General features: G+C 72.7%; 10 protein-coding genes. 3 read left to right on the top strand and 7 right to left on the bottom strand.

Features of this window, described 5'->3' with window-relative positions; all coding sequences use genetic code 11:
• Window position 1: 1 nt before the first annotated feature.
• The 7 genes from CXR04_RS24855 to CXR04_RS24825 all read right to left on the bottom strand — a co-directional run bounded on the left by CXR04_RS24855 (window position 2) and on the right by CXR04_RS24825 (window position 8003).
• Window positions 2-1009, bottom strand: a complete 1008-nt coding sequence (locus tag CXR04_RS24855) for an N-acetylglucosamine kinase (RefSeq protein ID WP_101424494.1) — start codon at window positions 1007-1009, stop codon at window positions 2-4.
• A complete protein-coding gene (locus CXR04_RS24850) occupies window positions 1000-2265 on the bottom strand; it encodes a 6-phospho-beta-glucosidase (protein WP_101424493.1) in 1266 nt (421 codons plus the stop codon). Before CXR04_RS24850 ends, CXR04_RS24855 begins: the two co-directional genes overlap by 10 nt.
• On the bottom strand, window positions 2262-3191 hold the full coding sequence (locus tag CXR04_RS24845; protein ID WP_101424492.1) for a carbohydrate ABC transporter permease: 930 nt from the start codon (window positions 3189-3191) through the stop codon (window positions 2262-2264). Before CXR04_RS24845 ends, CXR04_RS24850 begins: the two co-directional genes overlap by 4 nt.
• Window positions 3191-4138, bottom strand: coding sequence for a carbohydrate ABC transporter permease (locus tag CXR04_RS24840; RefSeq protein WP_101424491.1), 948 nt, complete (start codon window positions 4136-4138; stop codon window positions 3191-3193). Before CXR04_RS24840 ends, CXR04_RS24845 begins: the two co-directional genes overlap by 1 nt.
• Window positions 4138-5484, bottom strand: coding sequence for an ABC transporter substrate-binding protein (locus tag CXR04_RS24835; protein ID WP_101424490.1), 1347 nt, complete (start codon window positions 5482-5484; stop codon window positions 4138-4140). Before CXR04_RS24835 ends, CXR04_RS24840 begins: the two co-directional genes overlap by 1 nt.
• A gap of 128 nt (window positions 5485-5612) precedes the next feature.
• Window positions 5613-6818: an ROK family transcriptional regulator gene (locus CXR04_RS24830; protein WP_101424489.1), complete on the bottom strand. Its 1206-nt coding sequence runs from the start codon at window positions 6816-6818 to the stop codon at window positions 5613-5615.
• Between the two features lie 174 nt (window positions 6819-6992).
• On the bottom strand, window positions 6993-8003 hold the full coding sequence (locus CXR04_RS24825) for a mechanosensitive ion channel family protein (RefSeq protein WP_101424488.1): 1011 nt from the start codon (window positions 8001-8003) through the stop codon (window positions 6993-6995).
• 334 nt (window positions 8004-8337) lie between these two features.
• Here CXR04_RS24825 and CXR04_RS24820 point away from each other — a divergent pair, with 334 nt between their 5' ends.
• The 3 genes from CXR04_RS24820 (at window position 8338) to CXR04_RS24810 (ending at window position 11697) form a co-directional block, all read left to right on the top strand.
• Entirely contained in the window at window positions 8338-8874 is a 537-nt protein-coding gene (locus CXR04_RS24820) for an HNH endonuclease (RefSeq protein ID WP_047015830.1), read from the top strand.
• Between the two features lie 295 nt (window positions 8875-9169).
• Window positions 9170-10675, top strand: a complete 1506-nt coding sequence (locus CXR04_RS24815) for a hypothetical protein (protein ID WP_101424487.1) — start codon at window positions 9170-9172, stop codon at window positions 10673-10675.
• A gap of 20 nt (window positions 10676-10695) precedes the next feature.
• Window positions 10696-11697, top strand: coding sequence for a glutamate ABC transporter substrate-binding protein (locus tag CXR04_RS24810; RefSeq protein ID WP_234380469.1), 1002 nt, complete (start codon window positions 10696-10698; stop codon window positions 11695-11697).
• Window positions 11698-11764: the final 67 nt, after the last annotated feature.

Raw genomic sequence — 11764 nt, 5'->3', positions numbered from 1 at the left:
CTCAGCCGTAGTGCTGCCGCGTACGGGACCTGGCCTCCTCCGGGGCTCCGGCGCGGTCCAGGCCCAGGAGGGCCGCGCCCAGCACCGGCGGGGCCGTGACCACCCGGGGGACCGCCTTCGGGGCGCGGGCCGTGAGGAGGGCGCGTACCCGGTCGTCCAACTGCGCGTGGCCCGCGGCCAGGACGCTGCCGCCGAGCACCACCGGCACCTCCTCGTCCAGCAGGCCGAGGCGCTCCAGCGCCACCGCCGCCAGCGCCACCACCTCGTCCGCCTGCCGGTCCACGATGGACCGCGCCACCGGGTCGCCCCCGGCCGCCACCGCGAAGAGCAGCGGGGCCAGCCGCTGGGTGCGGGCCACCGGGACCCGGCCGAGGTGGACGCCCTCGATCAGCTCGTACATCGTGCCGAGGCCGAAGTGCTCCGGCACCGCCGTCGCCAGGGCGGTCGGCTCGCCGCGGCCGTCCTCCGCCCGCGCCGCGTACCAGACCGCCTCCGCCGCGAGCCCCGCGCCGCCGCCCCAGTCGCCGGACAGCCTGCCGAGGGCGAGGAACCGGTGGGTGCGGCCGTCGGGCAGCAGCCCGGCGCAGTTGATGCCGGCGCCGCAGACGACGGCGACGCCGCGCGGCTGCGCGCCGGGCGGCAGGCCGGCGCGGAGCAGGGCGAACGTGTCGTTGTGGACGGCAACCGTACGGCCCCAGCCGCGGGCCTCCAGTTCCGCGCGGATGGCGCGTTCCTCCGCGGGCAGGTCGACGTTGGCCAGGCACGCGGACACATGCGCGGACACCTGTCCGGCGACGGCACCGCCGGAGCCGTCGCCCCCCGCCTGCCGTACCGCCCCGGCCACCGCCTCCGCCAGCACGTCGACCGCCGCCGCCACCCCGGTCACCGGCGGCCGGAAGCCGCCGCTGCGCCCCTGGCCCAGCACCGTGCCGTCCGCCGCGACCAGCGCCGCGTCCGTCTTGCTGTTCCCGGCGTCGATCGCCAGCACGGCGACCGGGCTCAGGCCCACGGCAGATGCTCCCGGTTGTGCGCGATCAGCGCGTCCGCCAGCTTCTCGGCGCGGTCGTACTGCCCGACCAGCGGGTGCGCGAGCAGCGCGCGGAAGACGCGCTCGCGCCCGCCCTCCAGCGCCGCGTCCAGCGCGAGGCGCTCGTACGCGGTGGTGTGCGCGACGAGGCCGGCGAACAGCGGGTCCAGCTCCGGGACCGGCAGCGGCCTGGCGCCCTCGGCGGTGACCTCGGCCTGGACCTCGACGACCGCGTCGTCGGGGAGGAACGGCAGCGTGCCGCGGTTGACGGTGTTGACGACCTGCACCGCGCCCGCCGCCCCGCCCAGCAGTGACGCGGCGAGCGCGACGGCGGCCTCGGAGTAGTACGCGCCGCCGCGCTTGGACAGCAGCTCCGGCTTGGTGTCGAGCGTCGGGTCGGCGTACATCCGCAGCAGCTCGGCCTCCATCCCGGCGACCTGCGCGCCCCGCGAGGGACCCTCGCGCTGTTCGCCCACGACCTGGTCGTGGGCGTAGTAGTAGCGCAGGTAGTACGAGGGCACGACGCCGAGCCGGGTCAGCAGCTCCGGCGGCAGCCGCAGCTCCCCGGCGATCCGGGCGCCGTGCTCGCCGATCAGCTTGGGCGTCACGTCGACGCCGCCGGGGCCGCCGAGGCGTACGCCCAGCTCCCAGGTGAGGTGGTTGAGGCCGACGTGCTCCAGGTGGACGTCCGCGGGCGGGGCGTCCAAGAGCCGCGCGAACGTCCGCTGGAGGTGGATGGCGACGTTGCACAGGCCCACCGCGCGGTGCCCGGCCTGCAGCAGCGCGCGGGTGACGATGCCGACGGGGTTGGTGAAGTCGATGATCCAGGCGTCGGGGGCGGCCTTCCGGACCCGTTCCGCGATGTCGAGCACCACGGGCACGGTGCGCAGCGCCTTGGCGAGACCGCCCGCGCCGGTCGTCTCCTGCCCGACGCAGCCGCAGTCCAGCGGCCACGTCTCGTCCTGCTGCCGCGCCGCCTGCCCGCCGACGCGCAGTTGGACGAGCACGGCGTCCGCGCCCTGGACGCCCTCTTCGAGGCGGGCGGTGGTGACGACCCGCCCGTCGTGGCCCTGCCGGGCGAACATCCGCCGCGCCAGGGCGCCGATCAGGTCCAGCCGCTCGGCGGCGGGGTCGATGAGGACCAGCTCGTCGACGGGCAGCGTCTCGCGCAGCCGCGCGAACCCGTCGACCAGCTCGGGCGTATAGGTCGAGCCGCCGCCTACCACTGCGAGTTTCAACCTTTGACTCCTGTCAGGGTGACGCCCTCGATGAAGGCTTTCTGGGCGAAGAAGAAGACCACGATCACCGGGGCCATGACCAGGACCGTGGCCGCCATGGTGAGGTTCCAGTCCGTCTGGTGGGCACCCTTGAACGACTCCAGCCCGTAGCTCAGCGTCCACCAGCCCGGGTTCTCCGAGGCGTAGATCTGCGGCCCGAAGTAGTCGTTCCAGCAGTAGAAGAAGTGGAACAGGGCGACGGCGGCGATGGCGGGCTTGGCCATGGGCACCACGATGCGCAGCAGGATGCGCAGTTCGCCGCAGCCGTCGATGCGCGCGGCCTCGGTGTACTCGCGCGGGATGGTCAGCAGGAACTGCCGCAGCAGGAAGACGCTGAAGGGGTTGGCGAAGGCGAAGGGGATGATCAGCGGCCACAGGGTGCCGGTCATGTCCATCTGCCGGGACCAGAACAGGTACATGGGGACGATGACGACCTGCGGCGGGAGCATCATCGCCGCGATGACCATCATCATCGCCAGGTTCCGGCCGCGGAAGCGGAACTTGGCCAGCGCGTACGCCACGGGGAGGCTGGAGCCGACCGCGAGCACGGTGCCCAGGCCCGCGTAGAGCAGCGTGTTGCGCCACCAGGTGAGGAAGCCCGGGGTCTCCCACACCGTGCCGAAGTTGCCCCATTCCCAGGTACGCGGCCACAGCGCCCGGGTCAGCGCCTGGTCGTCGCTCATCACGGCGGTGAGGAAGACGAAGACGAAGGGGAGCACGAAGAACAGCGACGCGGCGATCGCCAGGGCGTGCACCGCGACCCAGTTCAGCAGCTCCCTGCGGCGCGCCTGCGCGTTCGTCGCGGGACCACGCCGCGGGCGCCGGCCCGAGGCCGCGGGGCGCGCCGCCGCGGGCCGCTTCCGCTCGACCGGATGTACCGCGGCCATCAGTCGTCCTCCTTCAGGAAGCCGCTGCCGCGGCGCATGAGCACGTACGTGAAGGCCATCGCGAGGACGAAGAGCACGAGGGCGACGACGCACGCGGCGCCGGTGTCGAACCGCTGGAAGCCCAGGTGGTAGACGCTCTGCGGGACGGTGAGGGTGGACTTCTCCGGGTAGCCGGGCTCGAAGTGCTGTCCCGAGCCGCCGATGACGCCGCTGGCGACCTTCGCGGCCACGATGGGCTCGGTGTAGTACTGCATCGTGGCGATCACGCCGGTGACGACGGCGAAGAGCACGACGGGCCGGATGTTCGGCAGCGTGACGTACCGGAAGCGGGACCAGGCGCCGGCGCCGTCCAGCTCGGCGGCCTCGTACTGCTCCTTGGGCACGTCCAGCAGCGACGCCATGAAGATGACCATGAGGTCCCCGACGCACCACAGCGCGAGGATCGTCAGCGCCGGTTTGGACCACTGCGCGTCGTTGAACCAGCCGGGCTCGCCCAGGCCGAGCCGGCCGAGGATGGTGTTGACCGGTCCGGTGCCGGGGTTCATCAGGAAGACGAACGACATGGTGGCGGCGACCGGCGGCGCCAGATACGGCAGGTAGAACAGGGTGCGGAAGACGCCGGCGCCAGTCTTGATCTTGGTGATGAGCAGCCCGATGCCGAGCCCGAAGACCGTGCGCAGGGTGACCATCACGAGCACCAGCCACAGGGTGTTGGCCAGAGCGGGCCAGAAGAAGGGGTAGTCGAACAGGACGTAGCGCCAGTTCTTCAGCCCCACCCAGACGGGGTCGGTGAACCCGTCGTACTTCATGAAGGAGAAGTAGACGGTCGCGCCGAGGGGGTAGGCGAAGAAGACGCCGAAGCCGACGAGCCAGGGCGAGAGGAACCCGAGGGTGCGCAGCGCCGCGCGGCGGCGCCGCGCACCCAGGGTGCAGACGGCGGCGGACATCAGCCGGCCTGCGCGTTGTCCTTGTCGATCTGCTCGTCGGCCTGCTCCAGCAGGGACGTCAGATCGTCCTCCTCGCCGCTCTCGTACTTCAGCCCGTAGTCCTGGAGCGTGAGCAGGAAGGCGCCGCCGTTCTTCGAGGGCGGGGCGTGGCTGGACTCGGGGTGCTGGGCGATGTCGACGAACGTGCGGTAGACGGGGTCGTCGTTGAGCTTCGGGGACTTCAGCGCGGCCAGCGTGGAGGGCACGTTGTGGATGGCGTTGGCGAAGTCCACGACGGCGTCGGTGTCGGTGGTCAGGTACTTCACCAGCTCCCAGGCGGCGTTCTTCTTCTCGCTGGTGGTGGCGATGCCGGTGATGGTGCCGGAGAGGTAGCCCTTGCCGTACGAGTCCGCCTGGTCGTCGGGGACGGGGAAGGGGGCCGCGCCTATCCCGAAGCCGACGTCGGCGTCGGCGGCCATCTTGCCGCGCCACTCGCCGTCCATCTGCATGGCGACCTGGCCGGTGTGGAAGGGGTGCTTGGGGCCCCACTCGTCGCCGAAGGTGTTGCGGTACTTGCGCAGCTTCTCGAAGCCGCCGAGGGCGTCGACCATGCCCTTCTGCCACTCGAACAGCTCGGCCGTCCTCGGGTCGGCGGCGGCGCTGGAGTTGCCCTCGCCGTCGAAGTAGGTGAGGCCGAACTGCCCGCCGTAGTGCTCGACGGTGGTCTCGTAGCCCTGGTAGTTGGGCATGAAGCCGAGCTGCTCGTAGCCGTCGCCGTCGGGCTTGGTGAGCTTCTTGGCGACCTCCTCCAGCTCGGAGAGGGTCTTCGGCGGTGCGTCGATGCCGGCTTCGGCGAAGGCGTCCTTGTTGTAGTAGAGGCCGTAGGCGTCGCCGAGGAGGGGCAGCGCGCAGCGCTTGCCCTCGTACTGGGTGTACTCCAGCATCGGCGCCGGGAAGGTCTCCTCCGGGCTGATGCCGGACTCCTTGAGGAACGGGTCGAGGTCGGCGAGGACGTTGGAGGAGCAGAAGCGGCCGACGTTGTCGGTGGTGAACGAGGAGACGACGTCGGGGCCGTTGGAGCCGCCGGCGCGCAGGCCCTGGTTCAGCTTGTCGTCGTTGACGCCCTTCACGGACTTGACCGTGATGTTGGGGAACTTCTCCTCGAAGGCGTCGATGTTGGCCTCGATCGCCTCGACCTCGGACGGCGCGCTCCAGCCGTGCCAGAAGGTGAGCGTGACGTCGGCGTCGGGGTCGTCGTCCGCTCCGCCTGAGTCGTTGCTGCCGGTGCAGGCGGCGGCGAAGAGCGAGAGCGCGGCCGCGGCGGCGACCGCGGCGACGGCGCGGCCGCGTGGGCGGGTTGTGGGCATGGTCGTCGTACCTCCTGGCGGATGCAGGGGAAAAACGGGCGGGTGGGGCGGGTGCGAGCGAGCCGGGTGGGGGTGTGCCGGGTCGGGTGTGCCGGGTGCGGTGCGGAAACGGGCCGGGCGGGCCGGCGTCAGCGGGCGGTGGTGTCGAAGACCTCGTCGCGGGTGGTGGCGAGCGCGCTCTCCAGCGCGCCGGTGAGCACGGGGTGCCGCTCGACCGCGCCGGTCACCAGGCGCGGCCGGGGCACGGCCAGTTCGGCCAGCTCGGACTGGACGAGCGCGCGCAGCCGGTCGCCGCCGGCGGCCAGCACGGCGCCCGAGAGCACGATGAGCTGCGGGTCGAGGACGGCGACCACGGAGGCGAGGCCGACGGCCAGGCGCTGCGCGTAGCGGTCGAGCAGTTCCGCGTGGCCGGGTTCCCCGGGCTCGGCGGCGGCGCGGGCGACGAGTTCCGCCGCGACCTCGGCGTAGTGCCCGCGGCCGGGGGTGAGGCCGAGTTCGCGGGCGAGCGGGGCGAGCGCCTGGGCGCCGGCCAGTTCCTGGAAGCCGCCGCTGTTGGCGCGGGTGACCTGGCGGACGAGGGTCGCGCCGGGCACCGGCAGGAAGCCGACCTCGCCGGCGCCGCCGGTGCCGCCGCGGTGCAGCCGGCCGCCGATGACGACGGCGGCGCCGAGGCCCTCCTCGTTCCAGAGCAGGACGAAGTCGTCGTGGCCGCGGGCGGCGCCGCGGCGCTGCTCGGCGACGGCGGCGAGGTTCACGTCGTTGTCGTACGCGAGCGGCATGGGCAGGGCGGCGGCCAGCTCCTCCAGCAGCGTCGGGGAGTGCCAGCCGGGCAGGTGGGAGGCGTAGCGCAGGCGGCCGGTGCCGGGGTCGAAGGCGCCGGGGGTGCCGATGACGGCGCGGTGCAGTTCGGCGCGGGTGAGCCCGGCGTCCTTGGCGGCGCCGTCGACGGCGCGGACGACGCGGCGCACGGTCCCCTCCGCGGCGCCGCCGCCGGTGCGCTTGGCGGTGGCCAGTTCGTACGAGCCGACCGTGCGCCCGGTGACGTCGGCGACGGCCGCGCGGATCCGGGCGGCGGTGACGTCGAGCCCGACCACGTGGGCGACGGCGGGGTTGAGGGCGTAGAGCTGGGCGTTGGGTCCCGGGCTGCCCTCGCTGGTGCCGGTGGCGATGACCAGCCCGGCCGCCTCCAGCCGGGCCAGCAACTGCGAGGCGGTCGGCTTGGACAGGCCGGTGAGCTTGCCGAGCCGGGTGCGCGAGAGCGTGCCGTGCTCCAGCAGCAGCGCCAGCGCGGCGCGGTCGTTCATCGCCCGCAGCGTCCCCGGGCCACCGGCCATGGGCGTCACCTCTCCCCGGTCCGGACGGGTGCCGTACCGCTCGCCGCCCCGAATGGTTAGGAAACTTTCCTATCGGAGTGCGGCGAAAGTAATGCCGCGGACGAAGCGCGTCAAGAGTGCGGGCGAAACGCGCGCCGGGCCGCCCGCGGCGGCCCGGGACCGGGGCCGCTCGGGCTACTCCCCGCCGCCACCGCCGCCCGACGGCGCCTGCTGCGGCACCGCCACCCGCTCCGCCCGGGGCGGCACCATCGCGCCCGGCGGTACGTCCGACATGACGACCCCGGCGGCGAGCAGCGCCTCCCTGATCCGCCAGCGCAGCTCGCGCTCGACCCCGATGGACTTCCCCGGCATCGTCCTGACCTGCACCTGGATGATGGCCGTGCCCTGCGCGACGGCGGTCAGGCCGAGCACGTCGACCTCGCCCCACAACTGCTCGCTCCACGGCTCGGTGCGGCCGAACTCCCCGCCGGCGGCGGCGATCACGTCGCGCACCCGGTCCAGGTTCTCGTCCGCCGCCACCGGCACGTCGACGACGGCCGTGGCCCAGCCCTGGCTGAGGTTGCCGATCCGCTTGACCTCGCCGTTGCGCATGTACCAGATCGCCCCGTTGTCGCCGCGCAGCTTGGTCACGCGCAGCCCGACCTCGATCACCTCGCCGGTGACCTCGCCGACGTCGATGGTGTCCCCGACCCCGTACTGGTCCTCGATGAGCATGAAGACGCCGGAGAGGAAGTCCATCACCAGGTTGCGGGCGCCGAAGCCGAGCGCGACGCCCGCGACGCCGGCGCTGGCCAGCAGCGGCGCCAGATCGATCTTGAGGGCGGAGAGCACGGTCAGGGCGGCTGTGCCGAGGATCACAAAGGAAGCGCTGCTGCGCAGGATGGAACCGAGCGCCTCGGATCTCTGTCTGCGTCTCTCGTGGTTGACGAGGAGCCCGCCGAGGGCGGTGCCGTCCACGGCGTCGGCGGTGCGCGTCATCCGCGTTATCAGCTTGGTGATCATACGCTGGACCACGCGGCGCAGCACGTACGCGATCACGACGACGAGCAGGATCCGCAGGCCCAGGCCCAGCCAGGAGGCCCAGTTCTCCTGGATCCACCCGGCCGTCTCCTCCGCGCTCTTGCGCGAGTCCTCAAGCGGCGTCGGGGAGGGACTCTCGGCAGCCGGGCGAGCGGTGGCGAACACGGCGTGGAACCTTCCGTTCAGGGGTGGACCGCCCTCACCCTACCCGCCGCTCCGGCCTGCCTCTTTAGCGTCGCTTTACCACCGCGGGGCCGTCCGGCGGGTGACCGCGTGACCCCTCGGCGGCGCCCGTGTTGCGGTCCGGTTACCGCCCGGTGAGACCAGGCGTAGGGCGGGTCGGAAGGGGGGATCAACATCACGGGGGCGGCCGTGGAACCTTGCCGGGCGGTTGGCCCGTTTACCTGATCGTGGTGGCGCGGAGGCGGGAGTGCAGGACACACTGTTGACCAGATCGTCCCGGCGCGAGCCACGCGCCGCCGGCGTACAAGGAGGCACCGTGCCGCACGTCCTCGTCCTCAATGCTTCGTACGAGCCGCTCGGCGTCGTGCCACTGCGCCGCGCTCTCGTGCTGGTGCTGAACGGCAAGGCGGTCAGCCTGGAGGAATCCGGTGCCTTCCTGCACAGCGCCACGCGGGTGATAGCGGCGCCAAGCGTCGTGCGGCTGCAGAGGTTCGTACGGGTCCCCGTGAGGGGGCCCGTTCCGCTCACCAGGCGGGCGCTCTTCGCCCGCGACGGGGGGCGCTGCGCGTACTGCGGCGGGGTGGCCACCAGCGTCGACCACGTGATCCCGCGCAGCCGCGGCGGCCAGCACCGCTGGGACAACGTCGTGGCGGCCTGCCGCCGCTGCAACCATGTGAAGGCCGACCGGGCGATCCACGAGCTGGGCTGGCGGTTGCGCCACCAACCCGCGCCGCCGTCCGGACTGGCCTGGCGGATCATCGGGACAGGGCATAGGGATCCGCGCTGGCTGCCCTACCTGCAGCCATATGGCGCGGACGAGGCCCTGGCCCGGATCGACGGCATCTCTGCCTAGAACCGGGCCTTTGTTATGCCCGCGGCGACCCCCGCCGCGGCCCCGGCGCCCCGGTACTCCCCCGGGGCGCGGAAGCCGGTCGGAACAGGAACCGAACGGATGCGCTGCGCGTGAAGAAGGGCAGGATGGGACCGAGACGTCCACTGCGTGGCGCGCTACGGTACCGATCCGAACAAGATCCCGGGAATCGCGGTGTGACGGCCTGAACGGGCCGCCATACTTGCCGACGTGCCCGGGGTGGACTGGACCCGCCCACGCAACCGGGCGAACAGCCAGCGACCCAGGGGGAGGTCACGTGACGTACCCGCCGCCGGCCGGCAGCGCCGCGCCGCCGGAGCATCGGACCGCGCCTGCGTTTCCCGCGCAGGCCGGCCCTGACGGCCCACTCGTACCGCAGCAGGGCTCCCCCGCGGGCGGCTCCGCCGCGCCGCCGCCGCCCGCCGCGCCACCGGGGCGGCGCTCCGCGTTCGCCGAGGGCGTCGACCGGCTGCGCGCCGCCGCGACCACCGAGCCGGGCCGGCTGCGGATCATCGGGGCCGTACTGGCGGCGCTGGTCGTGCTGTTCGGGGCGCTCACCGCCTGGCAGGTGTCCGACCGTTCCGCGGCGGCCGACGACGTCATCAACCGCAGCCAGCCGCTGAGCGCCGACGCCGCCGACATCTACCGCTCGCTGGCCGGCGCCAACACCACGGCGGCCACCGGCTTCCTGGAGGGCGGGCAGGAGCCGGCCAAGGTGCGCGAGCGGTACGACGAGGACATCCAGCAGGCGTCGAAGCTGCTGGTGAAGGCGGCGGCCAACTCCCAGGGCGCCGCGGAGTCGCAGCAGCAGATCGAGAAGCTGAACCAGGCGCTGCCGGTCTACACCTCGCTGGTCGAGACCGCCCGCGCCAACAACCGCCAGGGCCTGCCGCTCGGCGGCGCGTACCTGCGCTACGCGGACGAGCAGATGCGCGAGACGCTGCTGCCCGCCGCCGAGCAGCTCTACCTGTCCGAGACCGGCCAGTTGGAGCAGGACTACTCCGACGCCGAGTCGTGGCCGTGGGCCGCGCTGGCCAGCGGGCTGCTCGCGCTCGGGGTCCTGTTCTGGGCGCAGCGCCGCCACTACCTCCGTACGAACCGGGTGTTCAACCACGGCCTGCTGGCGGCCTCCGCGGCCACCGTGATCGTGCTGCTCTGGCTGACCGTCGGGCACACCTTCGCCCGCTCAGGACTCGGCGACTCCGATCAGCACGGCGCCCAGTCGATGCACGCGCTCAACGAGGCGCGGATCAACACCCTGCGGGCCCGCGCCGACGAGAACCTGACGTACGTCAACCGCGGCTCCGTCACCACCGAGGACGGCCTCGACAAGTACGAGGACAGCTACCTCAAGGGGATGACCGAGCTGGCCGGCAAGAACCCCGAGGCCGAGGCGGCGCCGGAGGACAGCCTGCTCGGCCGCGCCCTGGCGCTGGCCGACGACGACCGGGGCCGCGAGCCCGTCGCCGAGGCCGTGGACAACGTACGCGAGTGGCGCGAGCTGCACGGCGAGGCGCAGAGCCAGAACGTCGCGGGCAAGTACGAGGACGCGAAGGACATGGTCATCGGCGGCGGCGGGGAGAAGTCGACCAGCGAGTTCTTCGACGCGGTCGACGACAGCCTCAGGGAGGCTCTCGACCACGAGCGCCAGGAGTTCAAGTCGGCGGCCGAGGACGGCCGCGGGGCGCTCTCCGGGCTGTGGATCGGGGCCGGGGTGCTCGCCGTGCTCGGCGCGGCCGGCGCGGTGTTCGGCATCGGCCGCAGGCTCTCGGAGTACCGATGACGGCGAAGGGGGAGGCAGCGATGCGGACGGCGAAGGCACCGAGGACGAGGCGGAACCTGCGCGGCTGGGGCGGCGTGGCCGGAACGGCGGCGGCCGTCGCGCTGACCGCCGCCCTGCTGCCCGGTCTCACGGGCGACGGCCGCCAGGACGGCGCGGCGGACGACCGCGCCGCCGGCGGCGCGGTCGCGGCGCAGCAGGCGAAGGCGGCGAAGTCGAGCCAGGAGGAGTGCGAGACGCCGGAGGCGAGCCTGCGGCCGTCCGCGACCGCGTCGGGCGACGGCGTCAAACGGATCCAGGATCGCAAGTATCTGATCGCCGGCATCGACCAGAACAGCTTCCAGTGGGGTTACCGCAACCCGCTCACCGGCGATCTCGAAGGCTTCGACATCGACCTGGCGCGGGCCATCGCCGGGGAGATCCTCGGCGACGAGAAGAAGATCGTCTTCCGCTCCATCCCGACCAGCCAGCGGGTCCCGGCGCTGCAGGCCAAGGACGTCGACATCGTGGTGCGCACGATGACCATCAACTGCGAGCGCATCCAGGACGTGTCCTTCTCCACCGAGTACTTCACCGGCGACCAGCAGGTGCTGGCGCCCGAGGACGCGGGCATCACCGGCTTCGACGAGAGCCTGGACGGCAAGCGCGTCTGCACCGCGGACGGCTCCACGGGCCAGGCCGCCCTGGAGGAGGACTCGCACGGCGCGGAGGTCATGCTGGTGCCCAACCAGCTCGACTGCCTGGTGCGGGTGCAGCTCGGCAAGGCCGACGCGGTCGTCACCGACAACGCGCTGGCGGCGGGCCAGGCCGCGCAGGACCCGTCGATGAAACTGTTCGGCACCCTGGACCAGCCCGAGCCCTACGGCGTGGCGATGAACGAGGACGACCACGATCTGGTGCGCCGGGTCAACAAGCTGCTCGACGACTACCGCAAGGACGGGCGCTGGCAGGACGCCTACGACGAGTGGCTGGCCGACGCCATGCCGGGGATCGAAGGACCGCCGGCCCCCAAGTACAAGGACTGAGCCGGCGCACGCCGGAGCAGGAACAGCAGGGCAACGGGCAGAGTACGGCAGCACGGAGGGAAACAGA

This window comes from Streptomyces sp. CMB-StM0423, from assembly GCF_002847285.1.
GTDB lineage: Bacteria > Actinomycetota > Actinomycetes > Streptomycetales > Streptomycetaceae > Streptomyces.
The sequence above is the reverse complement of the archived record's forward strand: the minus strand, read 5'-3'. Positions and strand labels throughout refer to the sequence as shown.